This window comes from Bradyrhizobium symbiodeficiens, assembly GCF_002266465.3.
In the GTDB taxonomy this organism is placed as follows: domain Bacteria; phylum Pseudomonadota; class Alphaproteobacteria; order Rhizobiales; family Xanthobacteraceae; genus Bradyrhizobium; species Bradyrhizobium symbiodeficiens.
In genome coordinates this window covers 5,103,422-5,118,347 of record NZ_CP029427.2, presented here as the reverse complement: position 1 = coordinate 5,118,347, position 14,926 = coordinate 5,103,422, and the positions used below count along the sequence as shown (strand labels likewise).

Below are 14,926 nucleotides of genomic sequence, written 5' to 3'. Positions count from 1 at the left end.
CTTCTCACTGGATGGTTGGCGGGCCGTTGCGCCAATCTGCGACCGTGCGAGGATCAATGTCCGGTCCACTTCATATCAGCGCGAGCAGGGAATGCGAACGACGGCAGCCTGCCTGTTGGCAAACAGAACTGGAAACGGGCCGGCGCGCAACGCATCGATGATCGCAGGCTCGATCGACTCGGTGGGCGGAAAATAGCTGAGGCGCTGGTTGGCCGCGAGGTGTGTCCAGGCGATCGTGCGGGGCGTGATGATCGCGACGAGGTGCCAGGCATCTTCCCCATTTCCCAGAATGTTCTGGATCGTGGACTTGGCTTCCTCACCCGTAAGTTCCGGGCCCACCCAGGCGCCTGGGGAAGACGGTTGCCCCGTTTCCGGAAGCGGTGCCGTTACGGTGCGGACAGATCGCATCATTCCGCCCAAAGCATCGGCCCGTCCCATCTGAAAGAATGTCTCCGAATTGATTGCACCAACCAGAGGCGCGATCAGGCTGCAAGTGTCTTCAAGCCGCTGACGTCCTTCGGTCGGCTGCAGCATCGTGCGCACCATCGATTTTGTCCGCTTCGCGACCGCATCGTTCACAGTGTCCAGATTGGAGAACAGATAGGCGGCCGGCGCGCCCGTGACCGCCTGGACGATGCCCATCGTATACGGGTCCGAAAGAATGATTCCCTTTCGCAGATTGTCGCGGAGCCAGCGAGCGACCTCGAGATCCTCGGCGTTGTAGTGTGAAACGACTGCCGTGCGGTCGGGAAGCGCGCCGTAACTGTAGCTCCTGACAATGCCGGAGAGGCCAATCCTGTCGACCGCCACGCCCAATCCCACGACCCCCACCAGACCATAAATGTAGACCCGCCTCGACCGGGCCAGGGTCGATAGCGCGAGTATCGCGAGCAGCACGATGCCTGCGATTTCCGTCGGTCGCAGGAACGCCTGGTAGCGGGCAAAAGGCAGGTCGGTCCGCCAGGCAAACGCGTAAACCACTACCACGAGGACGGTTGCGAGCAGTGTAACGGTTGCGGCAACCAGGACCCGTCGATATCGGGAAGGGCTGAAATCGACCAGCAACTGGCAAAAAGTCTCAACGGCCGTGATCGTGAACAGCGACATTATGATCGTGCTGATACGATACAGGAAAGGGAACCCAGAGAGTACGGCGAGCATCAGGCCGCAGCCGGCAATCCAGGACCACACGAGTGTCACGAAGCCTTTGCTTTGAAGTCCGATCGCCCCTGAGGGGCCACGGAAGACAGGCCGGGTCATCGACCACCACGCAACGCCCAGTGTGATGCAGATGGTGAAAAGCGGCCCCATCGCCCGGCCAACCTCAATCGTGGCGACCTGTGGTCCGGAGCCCAGGAACAGCTCTTCGCCGCCCTCGATCCGTCTGCCCAGGATCAGGCCCGTAATCGAGGAGAACGTGTCGTTGCCGCTCATCGGCGGAATGTAGCCGAAGCGCATTCCCGCAACGCAGACGACAATTCCGGCAATGATCAGGGGTAGTGTGACGGACAAAAATCGCAGGGCCGCGATGCTGACGGACGGCCAGGCGGAGATCATCCGCACGATGGCAAGATACAGAAGCCAACTGGCCAGGACGGTTGGAACGAACAGGAAGGAACCGCGATGTGCAAGCAGCAGCGTTGCCGGCCAGACGCAACCAAGAAAGAGAAGCCCTGCATATTTTCCGGTGTTGCTCAGGATCCTGACCCCGAGTAGCCCGGCGATGAGCAACGCAAGCACGAGCGTGTTGTTGTTGAATGCGAACGCGAGCAGAAGCGTCGCGCCGGCGGTAACCGCCAGCAGCAAGACGGATCGCATCGACAGATCGTTTGCGTTCCGCTTCGAATTGCTCATCAATACGCCGAGAAAAACGACACTGCTGACGACCGCCAGGCTGCCGTTTGTCATCAAGACGACGGCGTTGCCGGTCGCGGCGAAGAAGAAGGCAATCCATTTTCGCGGAGACGTGGAATAGATGCCCTGCACGAAGGCATAGGACGCCAACAGGAAGAACAGGATCGAGAAGAAGCGATAGGTCCAGCTGAATCTCAGAAGATCCAGGCCCAGCGTTCCAGCGAGGGAGCCTGCGAGTGCGGACCGAAGATCGACGTAGGATTGGGCCGCGTAGGGATTGATGACGCCGCTGTCGGCGTACTCTTGCGCGGTCTTCATCCAGTGAACATCGGCGCCGATGTCCCCGTAGGGAAAGCTGGAAAATGCGCCGAAGGACCACCACCATGTCAGGAGCGCAATCGGCAGCGCCAGGAGGCACCAAGCGGCCGCGTCGCGTGTCTCGCCGGTGCTCGGGCGCCAGTTCGGCCATGACCAGGCAAGGCCGAAGCCGGAGACGGCAAGCATCGCGGCGAACTGAAGCCAGATGTCGTCTACGAATAGCGAGAGTAGTCCGAGCAGGATGCCGGTTGTCGAGGCGCCAACCGTGAATCCGAGAACGACGAACTGAGCCTTCGTCAGCCGGCATACCTCGATGAATTTCGTCGACGCAATGGTCAGGATCGAAAATCCGGTGCCGAGCTGTATCAGGAAGAACAGGAGCGTCAGGACAAATGTGGTCGTCCACATCGGGAGATCTCTACAATGGGCTTCGGCCAAGCAACCGGGAGATGGCGATGTTCAGTGTCCTATCGATAGGTCGGCCGGACGGCCGACGATCAGCGAGCCGAGTGTAAACAGATCCTCTTCGGAGAAGTCTCTGAAGCATGGTGCCAGTCGTTCGAGGATGTGCTGTTCCGGTGGCCGGCGGTCGGGCTGGTCGCTGAGCAGTTGAAACCCTGCCTCCCTGAACAGCTGCAGATATTCGCTGTGGCGCAGACGATTGACGTATTGGAAGCGCGACTGGAAAGGCGCCCAATCCTCCTCGGAATATGTCAGGAAGTTGAATGAACTGATGGACGGATCGAAGCCTTTGAAATGGTCGCCATAGTCGATTTGCATGAGGACCAATCCGTCGGGACGCATGATGCGTCGCAGCTCCTTCAAGATTGCCGCGATGTCGCGCTTGGGAATGTGCTCGAGCGTTTCGACGGAGACGGCGCAGTCGATCGAGGCGGCGGGCAGGCCGGTCGTCCGGGCATCGGCCGGTGCGCGATAGTCGATCCTCCACGTAGGTTCGAGGTCCTCCAGGGAATTTATCTCGGGGTGGTCGGTGCCGCTCAGTCGAGAAACGATGGCGGCGTTGGAGCGGATCAACTCCAGCTTGGCCAGGCGCTCGATGTCGACGGTGACGAAGCGTCGGGCCCCGTGGGCGCTGAAAGCCAGCGGAACGATCAGATCGCGTCCGGCGCCGAATTCGAAGCAAGTCGAATCCCGCAGCGGCCGCAAGCTGTACTTCTCGTGAACGGCCAGCAGCCGCTGCGCGAGGGTGTAGATGGATCTGACCTGCTTTTCGGGGCGCGGCAGCCGGCGTGTGACGTAGCGCTGCAGCGCGTAGTGCAGGTCTCCGCCCCGGGGGATATTCGAAAGCACCGAGAACGCCCGCGCTTTTGTTTGCCAGCGCACGTCAGCGTTTCCCCGGCGGAATGGACGCCGTGATTGGAGTGATGCTGAGGAGCAGTCGCTGAAGCACGGTGTGGATCCAGGAAATGGCCGATGTTCCGGCCTGTTTTCAGGCGGGTACCAGGTCACGTAGCCGGATTCGGTCATACGGGAGCCGCAGCGGCAATGCAAGGATCCCAGGGCAGGCGGGATCGCGGGTATCCGTACCGAAGCGGAGCATCATCTTGTCTGGTTGCCACGCATTGTCCGGCTGCCACGTGGCCGCAGAGACTGGGGCTATCGAGCATGACCACGATGCTCGCGCCGTCTCTTTGGGGCCGCTCGACGCGACCCCGTTCCCGGTTGATTCTGCTGTCGGCTCAGCGTAAACAAGCCCTGAAATCGCGTCGAGGTTTTAGCAAGCGGGCAAGAACATCGCGTCTGATTTGTCCAAAGCCGCCGGCCGGTTCGGCCTGTGCCGATCCATCGCTCTCCCGCCGAGTCTTGTCGAATGCCCGGTGAATTGCTGATTGGCGAGGCGGTCGCGAGGGGCTATCCGCCCGCCGTGCTCTACCTGCGCAACGACGATACCGTCACGACGGAAGTCTGCGCGTTCAACTACTTCTCGGTTTTCATGAAGGATCATCCGGAGGTAGATGCTCATGTCTGGCTCTTCGATGGAGCGGGCAAGCCGGCTGGATATTTCCACAGGGAACTCGGCGTCAACGGACAAATGCAATTGCAGACGTCGGAGCTGTGTCCGCGCGTTTCGGGAACGGTCGCGATGGCGCTGGTCCCGAAGCACGAGACCAAGCTTCGTCCCGGACGGAAGGTGACAACCGGCTATTACGCACAATATTTCTCGCAGCACGGTGCGATAACGTTGTCTCACGAACGCGAACCGGTCGCGGCAGCGCCGTTCCCGACCTCCGCCTGGATGCAGTCCTATCTCACGCGATTCCTGAAGGAGTCCGGCGTGGTGCTGGTGAACTCCTGCATGGCGTCCGAAGGCGTCTCGGTCGGGACGGCGCGGCTCATGGCCCTCGACGGCACGGCATTAGGCCAGCGTGAAATACCGGAGATCGCGCCGATGGGCGCCATCCGGATCAGCACGCTGGACCTTTTCCCTGAGGCTGAACGGCTGGTCGGCGCGGCCGAAGGTTTCGCCCTGGAATTCAAGGGCACCAACATCGCCAGTCCGTTCAGTTATTACGAATTTGCCAACGGCAAGTTCAGCCTGCATCATTTTTAGAGGCGCGTCCGTGACACGTTTCTCGTCCAGCCCCTGGAAGCCCTACGAGCCAAGATTCATGTTCCCGACTTTCGCGGGCGTCGAGTCGCGCATGGGCTTTTCGATTCCTGCCTGGTATCGTCCGGTCGACATCAGGTATCTCCGCAGCCTCGTCGCAGGCAGCCTGCGCAAGAATTTTCGCGAAACGGTCAAGGATCTCGTTCCCGAGTTCGCCAGCCTGGTCGCTTCGGGCTTCAGCAAGAAGCTCAGGTTCAAACTGCACATCCTGTCGCGTGACGGCGAGTATCGGGCGACCTACGAGTTTCCGGAAGACTACGCGCCGGGCGCCTCCGTCGAGATCGAGCTGTCGCGGCTTTTCGCCTCGCTCAAGCTGCCACAGCACGATTACCTGGTCATCGCCGTAATGTCGCGCGGACGCATGGACGGCTTCCGTTCATCGCCTGCCAGCTATTCGATGACCTATGTCGATCAGGATAACGTCGCGATCTACCGCACCGGCGCGTTTGCCCGGCCCTTGAACGAGGGCAGGCTCAAGGCGCATGTCGGGTTCACCGGGATCAATCCGAAGATCATTGCGACCAGCGACATCGTCAGCAGCGTGATGCTGATCAATCACTCCTCCGATCCCGAATATGCTCATGCGGCGCGGCCGACGTCGAAGCTGATCCGCGAGGACGGCGAGCAGATCGAGGGCGATTTCGGCGAGATTCCGCCGCTCGGTGCGCGAGAGGTATCGGTCGTCGACATGTTCGGCAGTCACGTGTTCGACTTCCTCAAGCCGTTCGGCGGTCGCGGGACTACGGTTACCACTTGCACTGGAATGACGCTCGCGAGCCTGCACTTGCAGCGCACCAACGACAATCGGCGGACGTTGCTGGGTATCGAGCACTCGCGGCCTGCGCACATGAACCTCGCCGGCATTCTCCAGCATTGATCAAGGAAATCGATTGTCGGAGCACGGGGCAATGCTGTCACGGTCCGGCGGTCTTGGCCGCTTGCTGAAGTTTGACGATCAGATGAAGACTCCATCCCTCGGCCTGGTGCTGGGGTTTTGGGTGATTTCCAACGTTCTGGTCATCGCCTGGTACTGGGTCAACATCTCCGATAGATACCTCCCCGGTTTGCTGCGATATGCCGGAATAGGTTTCTACGTGGTCGTTGCCGTCGTTCCGCTGCTGGTCTTGTACAAGGTCAGACGCAGTTTCTTCAATCCAGTCACGCTGGGGCTGCTGGTGAGCTGCTGCCTCGCGCTGTCCATCACCGCGCACGAAGCCAACCTGCTGCGCGAGCAGATGCAGTTCAGCCTCGACCACGAGCGAGAGTTTGCCCACATGGATGCTGTCGAAGGCGTCATGCGGCCGTTGCTCGCCAAGATCACCGAGGCCTATGTGCAGCTATTCGGCGACGATCACACGCATGGGGGCTCGACGTACCACACCCACATCATTGCGAACTATTTATTCGATTCCCTGTCGTTTCTTGCAGTATTCGCGCTGGCGACGTTGCTTCTTTCACCGACTGCATCGTGGCTCTGCTTGCTGACCTTTGCATTCTACACGCAGACCGCGATGTATCCGGGACGCATGGGTCCCGTCTTCATCGCGGGGGGGCTGTTCTGGCAGCTGTTTCTGCTGACGTCGCGGCGATATCCCGCCGCGGTCATTTCGGGGCTGATCATCAGCTTCGGTCGGACCGACGTCGTGTTCGCGTCAGCGTTCTCGCTGCTGGCCCTCGCAGCTTTCGAGCGGCGATGGCCTACACTGAAAGAATGGGTCGTGTTCGGGTTGCTGATCGGCATCTCGCTGGCCGTGCCGAAGATGCTGATCTGGATGCATCCTGGAACGGATTACAGATCATTCCTGGTCACCAATGGCGACTTCAGCAAGCTGGTCGGCAATCTTCAAGCCATGAAGCTCGTGGTGGCGATCGCCAGTCCTGTGCTCGCGATCGCGATCGTGAGGACGGTTGCCTTGACCCGGACGATCGCCGTGGTCGGTTCGGCTTGCTTGGTCCATGTGGGGCTCGTCTTTTTCATAGCGGATTTCTCCGAGACGCGGCTCATCATACCCGGGTTGGCGGGGCTCGTGTTCGTCGCCAGCGAAGGACTTGGCAAATTGCTGGAAGGCAAGAGCGAGGCGCAACCCGCTAGCGGCTGAAGCCAGTGCTGCCATGGATCACGGCTGAAGGGGCGGCGAGCGCGGTCTTGCCGTCTTTGTGCCGGTTCTGCGTGCGCTACCAGACGCTCCGCCCGCTATCCATGACGAGATTTTAGCCGGCTTGCGCGAATTCTCTGGCTACTGCCCTGTCGACGTGTACCTCAAAAGGACCCTTTTGAGGTCATTTCCGACGACGCGTTCTCCGCAGACGCTGAGATGATCGGAATCCCGGTACATCAGGCAATCGCCATCGAGCAATCCTCGTGCCTCCTGATTGATGACTTTGGAGAACGAGATGAACTGGAAGTTCCTTGGCGGCTGGCTGGTCTTGTCACGAAGGTGCTTATCAAGGGCCGCAAAGATCTCTACCGTCGGGGGATTGAGATGAAATCCACCGCGCGCGACCCGTTTCATGCGCTCGAGATCGCGGAAGTCCATTCTCGATTCGAGGAAAGGGCCCAACCAGATCGTCTTGGTCAGGTGGGACAGAGCTTGCAGATAGTCGATCGTCATGGCGATCGGGCGGTCGTTGAAATGATACCTGCCTCCGAACTTCAAGACATCGGCGGGCTCCTGCCGGTTATGCTCGTCGACCACGAGGTGAGATCCGGAGAAATGCAGGATGACGGTTTCGACGACCTCGCGATGCGCGTTCATGAATTCATCGAACCCCGTATAGGGGCAATCTGGAATCCTGGCCCAGGGTCGACATCCCGGACCGACCAGGCCGACGAGGAACTGGGAGTAGTTGTTCCTGAACAATGCATTGTAGATGTTCATCGCGTGAGAATCGCCGAGAACAACGGTCGCTGGCCCAAACCTCTTCGAGCATTCGATGAGCCGGTCCCTCGCGGCAGGCTCGAATCGATTTGTCCAGAATACGCAATCGCCGTTGGTGCCCATGTCGCGCATGAAATCGCCACCCGTGCTGCGTTCGAGAAGTTCGTAGAGGCGGCGGGTATCGTTGCTGCTGAAGTAGAAGCTTTGCTTCTCGAAGCCGTTTGTCGCGATCGCGAAAGCACTGGCGCCGGCCAAGCCGCACATGCCGACGGCGGAAAGCCCAATCAGGGCAGGCCTTCCGAATCGTTTGCGATCTCTCGCTGGCAGCTCGACGAAGCGGTAAGTCAATGCGGCAAGTCCGAGAGACGTCGCTGTCAGCAAGAGGGCGAGGCCGACATTTGGCCGGTCGAAGCCGCTCAACCTGGCGAACACGAAGATCGGCTGATGCCAAAGATAAGCGCTGTAGCTGATGAGCCCAATCGCGACGGGAACGCGGCTTCCGAGCAGTTTGCCTGCCATGGTCCGAGCGGTCGCGAATGCGATGACGAGGCAGGCTCCGAGCACGACGGGCAGCGCGCGCAAATCCGGGTACCGGATATCGCTGTGGTCGAGGAGGCCATAGCCGATCAGTCCGATGCCGATGAAGACCAAGATGTCGAGCGCCACATCCGGCAGCTTGGCCCTCAGCTTTGTGGTGGGCCACAGGGCCAGGAGAGCACCATCCAGCAATTCCCAGAAACGACTTGGTATCAGGTAGAACGTCGTCTCTTTGGCCTGGGGACCCCACTGGGCATAGGCGATGCTCGCGACCGCAATCGCGGCGAAGAGCATGCCGGCGCGCCTGCGACCAATTCGCAAGGCCGCCATCAGGAGAATAGGAAAGAACAGGTAGAATTGCTCTTCAACGCCGAGGCTCCAGGTATGCAGCAGCGGCTTCAGCTCGGCAGCTCTGTCGAAGTAGCCGCTTTGCATCCAGAAAAACACATTCGCGACGAAAGCGCACGCTGCGATCACGCTCTTCGAAAACTCGACCACCTCGCTTGGGAGCATGAAGATGGGAACGAAGGGAATGCAGGCCAGCAGGACCACAATGAGTGCAGGCAATATCCGCCGGAGCCGCCTTTCGTAAAAGGCTGAAAATGTAAATCGGCCGTCCTCCATCTCCGTGCTGATGATGGACGTGATCAGGTAGCCGCTGATGACAAAGAAAATATCGACGCCGAGATAGCCGCCTGGAATAGCATCCAGCCCGGCGTGGAAGAAAATAACAGAGAGAACGGCAATTGCTCTGAGGCCATCAATTTCGGGGCGATAGTGCACTTGATAAGCCTGATCTGGACTCGAAGCCGACTTGATGATCGTGATCGAGCGTTCCCACTGGCGATGTCCTCGCGTGAAATACTCGCGCTTGGCCGTGGCGTCGTTACCAGACGCTCCGACCGCCATCCATGACGAGATTTTGCCCGGTCATGTAGCTCGATGCGTCCGAGCAGAGGAACTGCACTGCCGCGCGGTATTCGTCGACATCGGCCATGCGGCCCATCGGGATCAGGCGCGTCAGTCGTTCGACGAAGGCGGGGTCCTGGTTGTTGAAGACGCCCCCGGGGGAGATCGCGTTGACGCGGACGCCGTGATCGGCCCAGTAGGTCGCCAGATACTTCGTCAGCCCGATCAAGCCGTGCTTGATCACCGAATAGGTCACGGGCTTCACCGGCTGTTCTTCTTCGCGCGTCACCTGCGGCTGGCGGTAGAGCCGCTGGTCCGGCGCGATCACGCCGAGATCCGAGGCGATGTTGAGGATCACGCCGCGACTGCGTTTGGCCATCTCGCCGCCGAACACCTGCGCGCACAACATCGCGCCGGTCAGACCGACGGCGATCTCGGTCTGCCATTGCGGTACCGGAAACGCCTCGAAGCGCGAGGAGTGCATCACGCCGGGCGCGGACGTCACCTTCGGATCGATCGCGGCGTTGTTGACGAGGATGTCGACGATGATGCTGCGGCCTGCAAGCTGCTCATTGGCTGCCCGCACCGAGTCGAGCGAGGTGACGTTGATCTCAAGCGCGATTAGATCGGCTGAAGGCGTGACCTGCTTCAGCGCCGCGACGGCGGCTTCGGCCTGCGCCAGTCCGATGTCGGTGACGACCACGCGCGCGCCAGCTTCGCTGAGCGCTGCGACGTGCTGCTTGCCCAGCAGGCCGCCGGCGCCGGTCACGAGCGCGGTCCGGCCGGTCAGGTCGTAGCGGGAGGAGGGATTTGCCATCGAAGGCTCCTGTTCAGCTTCTGAGCTGGCCGCCGTCCGCGACCATCACGCTGCCGGTGATGAATGCTGCGCGGGGTGAAACGAGAAAGGCGACGAGGTCGGCGATCTCTTCCGGCTTGCCCAGGCGGCGCAGCGCCACGTCGCGCACGAGCATTTCTTCGACCGCGGCACTGTTTTCCGCAAGCTTGCGCGCCCAGGTGCCGTCCGCCGACAGGATGTTGCCCGGCGCAACCGCGTTGACGCGAATGCCTTCGAGCGCCAGAGGCCGCGCCAGGCCACGCACGGTCGCATTCAGCGCGGCCTTCGCCGCATGGTAAGTGACGGGCGCGCCAAGCGCCGCCATGCCTGCGATCGAGGAGATGCAGGCGATGGCCCGGTCGCCGCTGCCGCGCGCCATCAGCGGCCGGGCAGCCTCGATCATGTTAGTCGCGGCAAACAGATTGAGGTCCATCACCCGCGACCACTCGACCGCGGTCTCCTTGCCCGGCGGCACGGAGGCGCCGCTGCCGACATTGCAGATGAGGACGTCGAGCCGGCCCCATTGCTCCTCGACGCCCTCGACCAGTGCCTTCGCAGCGGCGGGGTCAGTGACGTCGGCGACGTGGACGGACGAGATGCCCCCGACGATCGTGCGCGCCGCGCCGAGTGCCTCGGCACCACGCGCCGCGAGCGCGACCTTGGCGCCTTCTGCGGCGAGCGTCGTCGCGATCGCAAGCCCGATCCCGCGACTGGCGCCGGTGACGAGAGCAACCCGATCGTTCAGCTCGAGCTTCATCGCGCGGCGTCCTCGATCCAGCGAACCGTCATGTCGCGATATTTCGCCAGCGCGCCGGGATGGTCGCCGTCGGCGGCGCGCGCGGTTTGCAGGATGTATTGGCCCTTGTAGCCCGCGCACTCGATCAGCCGGATCGTCTTGGCGAGGTCCGCGTTGCCGGTGCCGAGCGGCACCGTGGTGCCGCCGCGAATGCGGTCCTTCACGTGCACGTTGAGAATGCGCGGCGCGTAGGCGGCGATCTCCTCGTCGCTGTCATAGCCGAGCGAGGCACTGTTGCCGCTGTCATAGTTGATGCCGAACACGTCCGGCGGAAACGCCTCCATGAACCGGGCGAGATCGCGCGGCGGCAGATCGGATTCGAAGACGATCTTGACGTTTCTTCTTGTCAGCTGCCCGGAGCGTGCGAGCAGCACGCGTTTCAACGTATCGCTCTCGCTCTCGCGCTCGATCTTGCCGTTGTCGACCAGCGGGATCACGACGAACGCGATGCCGACGCGGCTGCAGGCGGCGATCAGGAGATCGAGGTCGGCGACGAGCGCGTCGCGCACGACGGCGTCGACCTTCCAGAACGGCGCCTGCATGAAGCAGTCACCGGTCAGGCTCGGGATGCGCACGCCGTTCTCTTGCGACAGCGCCAGAATCTCCTGCTGCCCCGGCTCGGTCGTCAATGGGTTCTCGCGCAGCCGTTCCTGGTCGATGGTCCATTCCATCCGCGTCAGACCGAGTTCTTTCGCGCGTGGAAATTCGTCCCGCCACTCGTCCCAGGGGAAGGCCTGGATCTTGCCGTCAACCAGCGCCGACAGCCGTCCCTGCATGAAGCCGATGCGTTCGATCGTTGTGGTCACGATTTGCTATCCGAACTGATGGCGAGGCCCTTGGCGATCCAGCCGCCGTCGACGAAGAGCTCCTGACCGGTCACATAGGCGGAGGCTTCCGAGGTCAGGAAAACGGCGGCGCCCACCATGTCGGCGGGCTGTCCCCAGCGGCCGAGCATGGTGTGCCGGCGTCTCTCCTCGTGCATGACAGGATCGGCAAAACTCTTTGCGGTCATCTCGGTCACCACATAACCCGGTGCAAGCGCGTTGACCCGGATGCCGTCGGCGGCATAGTCGGCGGCGAGCGCGCGCGTCAGCCCGGCGAGTCCGGCCTTCGCCGCCACGTAGCCCGGATTGCCGGGAAAGCCGCGGATCGAATTGATGCTGGTGACGTTGACGATCGCAGCCGAGCCCGCCTTCTTCAAGAGCGGATAGGCGGCGACGATGGTGGCGTAGACGCCGGTGAGGTCGGTCGCGAGCGTGGCGCGGAAGCGCGCGAGCTCGCTCTCGGTGCTCTGTGGGGGAAGGCTGATGCCGGCAGCGTTGACCAGTGCGTCGATACGGCCGCCCTGCGCCGCGATCGTGCGGAACGCGTTTTCAATCGCCTTGTCGTCGGAGAGATCGCACGCAATCGCGGTCACGCCCTGCGGCGCGGTCCCGGAACGGCTGAGGCCGAACACCGTCGCTCCCGCATCCTGGAGGCCGGTCGCGATGGCAGCGCCGATGCCGCGCGAAGCGCCGGTCACCACCGCGATCTTGTGCTTGAGCGAGAAGGCGCTGAGATCAGGCATAGCCATAACTGCGCATGATGGCGGCACAAAGCTTGACGTCCTCGGGGCGGTCGATCTGGAACATCTTGTGACGTTCCATCACGTGGAAGCCGATCTTGCCGCCGAGGCGGTTGTTCTGCTCGCGCAGCAGGGATGGGATCAGGACGTAGAACGAGCCGTTCTCCAAATAGCGCTTCTCGATCTGCTGCCGCATGCGGCGGTTGCGATAGTCGTAGTTGATCGGCTCCGGTCCGTTCGCGCCGATCCGCCAGTTGAAATAATCCTCGACCTCGCAGACCGAGAGCAGGCTGTCGAGATGGTCGCGATCGAAGGTCGCAAGCGCGTTCTCTATGTCGCCGGGTTCGCGGATCGGCGATGTCGCCTGGAGCGCGACGATGCGCTCGAACCGTCCCATCCGCGCGTCGATCGCATCGAGCGCATTCAGCCAGGCGGATTCGGAGGAGGCGAGGTCGCCGGAAATGTCGTCGGGACGCCGCACCCCGACCGCGCCGGCGGCTTCGGCCGCGGCGAGGATCTGGTCGCTGTCGGAAGACACGGCGACCACGTCGACGCCCCGCGCCGCGCGTGCCTGTTCCACCGTCCAGGCGATCAGCGGCTTGCCGCAGAGATCGAGAAGGTTCTTGTGCGGGATGCCCTTCGAGCCGCCGCGTGCGGCGATCACGGCCAGCGTCTTGCGCGCCATCAGATGTGTCCCTCGAGACGCTCGAACGCGGTCCAGAAGCCTTCGCCCATGTTCTTGTGGCCCTGCCAGATCTCGGGAATGAACGAGGCCGTCGGCGCGTGCTTGCGCAGAACCTTTCCGATCTCGTCGAAGTCGATCTCGCCTTCGCCGATCTGAAGACCCTCGCCGTCGAGCCCCTTGGCGTCGCCAAAATGCAGATGCGCGGTGTGCGGACCGAGCTGGGCGAGGCCTAGCGCGAAGTCGAAGCCGAAATGATTGGCGGCGAGTTTCGTGTGCGAGATGTCGACGCACATGCGCAGATCATGCCTGGCGCAGAACGCGGCGGATTCGTCCGGGAAGATGAAGATGTTCTGGTGGCGCTGGCCACCGAAATGCCAGGGGAACGGCGCCATGGTCTGCGGCGTCAACTCGACGCCCTCCATGTCGAGCTCGGTCAGGCTCTGTGCGAAGATGCGATAGCGCTCGGCCTTCGCCTCCGGCGGCAGCGGCTCGTCCATGGTGAAGCCGCCGATATTGGCGACGATGGGCGGACGCTTGGTCTTGGGGAAGTACTTCTTGAGGCCGCGGGTGATGTCGATCACCGCCTGGGTCTGCTCCAGCGAATAGCGCCGCAGCGCCTCGTCGGGCGTTGCCAGATCCATCAGCTTGGAGCCGGCAAACAGCTCGGGCGCATGCACGACGAAGCCGAGATCATAGCTGCCGGACAGATAGGCCGCGGGATCGCGCTCCATGTCGCTGTAGCTGAGATGGAATTCGATGATGTCGGGCTGGCAGATCTCCAGGAAGCGCTCGGCGTCGTGATAGCGCACGGGCACGCCCCATGGGCGGTCGAAGCGATAGCGCCGTGCTTTTGCGGCGCCTTCATCGAGGTCGCTCTGGAAGAAATAGTCGTCGGCCGCCATCGTCCGTGTCAGCTTGCGGCCGAGCAGCGCCGGCATCTTCAGCGGCGACAGGCCCTGTCCCGGGCTCTTCACCGCGATGTCGGCTTCGGAGATCACGGTGCCGGACGAAAGGTCGCGCGCGGCCACCAGGCTCTTGGCGAGGTTTTCGCGGTTGATCAGTTCGCCCTGGCTCAGCGCGCGCTCGGCCAGCTTCTTGCCGCGCGCGACCTCCACCTCGCGGATGCCCGAGACGAGAGCCTTGAATTCCTCCGGCTCCAGGCTTGCAGCATGGTCCGGACCTTCCATCTCGCGGTCGAGGGTGATGTGGCGTTCGATCACGACGGCGCCGAGAGCCACCGCGGCGGTCGAGACGGCAATGCCGCGCTCGTGGCCCGAATAGCCGACGACCGGATGGATCTCGCGCAACGTTTCCATGAAGCGCAGATGGATGTTGTGGAGCGCGGCCGGATAGGTGCTCTGGCAATGCAGCAGCACGTAGCTCGTGTTGCGCTCGTCGAGGAATTTCGCCGCGGCCTTGATCTCGTCCGTCGTGCTCATGCCGGTGGAGACGATCAGCGTCTTGCCGGTGGCGGCGAGGCGCGCGAGCAGCGGCAGGTTGGTGAGGTCGGCCGAGGCAACCTTGTAGGCCTCCACGCCGAAACCTTCGAGCACGGCGACGCTGGTGGCGTCCCAGGGCGTGCAGAGATACTGGATGCCCTTGGCTGCACAATACTCGGCGATCTTCTTCTGTTGCGCCGTCGGAAGCTCGAAGCGGCGCAACAGATCGAGCGTGTATTCGACCGCGAGGTCGTCGTCCTTTCCGGACAGGCTCGAGGCGCGATAGATCTCGTCGAGCTTGCGCATCTGGAATTTGGCGCAGTCGGCCCCAGCGGCAACCGCGGCATCGACCAGCGCAATGGCGCGATCGAAGTCGCCATTGTGGTTGTTGCCGATCTCGGCAATGACGTAGCAGGGCTCGCCGTCGCCGAGGAGGCGGTTGCCGATGCGGACTGAAGCGGTCTGTTTTGGCGATGTCATC

At 62.2% G+C, this 14,926-nt stretch carries 12 protein-coding genes; 3 read left to right on the top strand and 9 right to left on the bottom strand.

The window, feature by feature from the left end:
- Nucleotides 1-75: 75 nt before the first annotated feature.
- Together CIT39_RS24080 and CIT39_RS24075 are read right to left on the bottom strand one after the other, a co-directional pair.
- Nucleotides 76-2,580: a hypothetical protein gene (locus CIT39_RS24080; RefSeq protein ID WP_094972460.1), complete on the bottom strand. Its 2,505-nt coding sequence runs from the start codon at nt 2,578-2,580 to the stop codon at nt 76-78.
- Nucleotides 2,581-2,631: 51 nt separating this feature from the next.
- Complete coding sequence (locus CIT39_RS24075; protein ID WP_162308651.1) at nt 2,632-3,516, bottom strand: class I SAM-dependent methyltransferase; 885 nt, start codon at nt 3,514-3,516, stop codon at nt 2,632-2,634.
- A gap of 487 nt (nt 3,517-4,003) precedes the next feature.
- Between CIT39_RS24075 and CIT39_RS24070 the strand changes: the two genes are divergently transcribed.
- The 3 genes from CIT39_RS24070 to CIT39_RS24060 are packed head-to-tail and all read left to right on the top strand — an operon-like array spanning nt 4,004 to nt 6,900.
- On the top strand, nt 4,004-4,744 hold the full coding sequence (locus CIT39_RS24070) for a hypothetical protein (protein ID WP_162308650.1): 741 nt from the start codon (nt 4,004-4,006) through the stop codon (nt 4,742-4,744).
- Nucleotides 4,745-4,802: 58 nt separating this feature from the next.
- Nucleotides 4,803-5,678, top strand: coding sequence for a hypothetical protein (locus tag CIT39_RS24065; protein ID WP_162308649.1), 876 nt, complete (start codon nt 4,803-4,805; stop codon nt 5,676-5,678).
- A gap of 31 nt (nt 5,679-5,709) precedes the next feature.
- A complete protein-coding gene (locus tag CIT39_RS24060; protein ID WP_094972457.1) occupies nt 5,710-6,900 on the top strand; it encodes a hypothetical protein in 1,191 nt (396 codons plus the stop codon).
- 138 nt (nt 6,901-7,038) lie between these two features.
- Here the strand turns inward: CIT39_RS24060 and CIT39_RS24055 are convergent, their stop codons facing one another.
- The 7 genes from CIT39_RS24055 to CIT39_RS24025 are packed head-to-tail and all read right to left on the bottom strand — an operon-like array spanning nt 7,039 to nt 14,925.
- Nucleotides 7,039-9,126: an acyltransferase family protein gene (locus CIT39_RS24055; RefSeq protein ID WP_094972456.1), complete on the bottom strand. Its 2,088-nt coding sequence runs from the start codon at nt 9,124-9,126 to the stop codon at nt 7,039-7,041.
- The gene (locus tag CIT39_RS24050) at nt 9,104-9,943 is read right to left on the bottom strand and encodes an SDR family oxidoreductase (RefSeq protein ID WP_094972455.1); all 840 of its coding nucleotides are present in this window, start codon (nt 9,941-9,943) and stop codon (nt 9,104-9,106) included. The genes CIT39_RS24055 and CIT39_RS24050 overlap by 23 nt, the downstream gene beginning before the upstream one ends.
- A 13-nt stretch (nt 9,944-9,956) precedes the next feature.
- Nucleotides 9,957-10,718 carry an SDR family NAD(P)-dependent oxidoreductase gene (locus CIT39_RS24045; RefSeq protein WP_094972454.1) on the bottom strand — a complete coding sequence of 254 codons (762 nt, stop codon included), beginning with the start codon at nt 10,716-10,718 and terminating at the stop codon, nt 9,957-9,959.
- Entirely contained in the window at nt 10,715-11,563 is an 849-nt protein-coding gene (locus tag CIT39_RS24040) for a sugar phosphate isomerase/epimerase family protein (protein ID WP_094972453.1), read from the bottom strand. Before CIT39_RS24040 ends, CIT39_RS24045 begins: the two co-directional genes overlap by 4 nt.
- Nucleotides 11,560-12,324 (bottom strand): SDR family oxidoreductase, encoded by a 765-nt coding sequence (locus tag CIT39_RS24035; protein WP_162308648.1) that lies wholly within the window; start codon nt 12,322-12,324, stop codon nt 11,560-11,562. Before CIT39_RS24035 ends, CIT39_RS24040 begins: the two co-directional genes overlap by 4 nt.
- Complete coding sequence (locus tag CIT39_RS24030) at nt 12,317-13,006, bottom strand: acylneuraminate cytidylyltransferase family protein (RefSeq protein WP_094972451.1); 690 nt, start codon at nt 13,004-13,006, stop codon at nt 12,317-12,319. Before CIT39_RS24030 ends, CIT39_RS24035 begins: the two co-directional genes overlap by 8 nt.
- The gene (locus tag CIT39_RS24025) at nt 13,006-14,925 is read right to left on the bottom strand and encodes an N-acetylneuraminate synthase family protein (protein WP_244607443.1); all 1,920 of its coding nucleotides are present in this window, start codon (nt 14,923-14,925) and stop codon (nt 13,006-13,008) included. The genes CIT39_RS24030 and CIT39_RS24025 overlap by 1 nt, the downstream gene beginning before the upstream one ends.
- Between the last annotated feature and the right edge of the window lies 1 nt (nt 14,926).

Bases quoted from the DNA above. Each gene is read 5' to 3' on its own strand.
- CIT39_RS24080 (WP_094972460.1), bottom strand. From the start codon at position 2,580: ATGTGGACGACCACATTTGTCCTGACGCTCCTGTTCTTCCTGATACAG.
- CIT39_RS24070 (WP_162308650.1), top strand. From the start codon at position 4,004: ATGCCCGGTGAATTGCTGATTGGCGAGGCGGTCGCGAGGGGCTATCCG.
- CIT39_RS24065 (WP_162308649.1), top strand. From the start codon at position 4,803: ATGTTCCCGACTTTCGCGGGCGTCGAGTCGCGCATGGGCTTTTCGATT.
- CIT39_RS24060 (WP_094972457.1), top strand. From the start codon at position 5,710: ATGCTGTCACGGTCCGGCGGTCTTGGCCGCTTGCTGAAGTTTGACGAT.
- CIT39_RS24055 (WP_094972456.1), bottom strand. From the start codon at position 9,126: ATGGCGGTCGGAGCGTCTGGTAACGACGCCACGGCCAAGCGCGAGTAT.
- CIT39_RS24050 (WP_094972455.1), bottom strand. From the start codon at position 9,943: ATGGCAAATCCCTCCTCCCGCTACGACCTGACCGGCCGGACCGCGCTC.
- CIT39_RS24045 (WP_094972454.1), bottom strand. From the start codon at position 10,718: ATGAAGCTCGAGCTGAACGATCGGGTTGCTCTCGTCACCGGCGCCAGT.
- CIT39_RS24035 (WP_162308648.1), bottom strand. From the start codon at position 12,324: ATGCCTGATCTCAGCGCCTTCTCGCTCAAGCACAAGATCGCGGTGGTG.
- CIT39_RS24030 (WP_094972451.1), bottom strand. From the start codon at position 13,006: ATGGCGCGCAAGACGCTGGCCGTGATCGCCGCACGCGGCGGCTCGAAG.
- CIT39_RS24025 (WP_244607443.1), bottom strand. From the start codon at position 14,925: ATGACATCGCCAAAACAGACCGCTTCAGTCCGCATCGGCAACCGCCTC.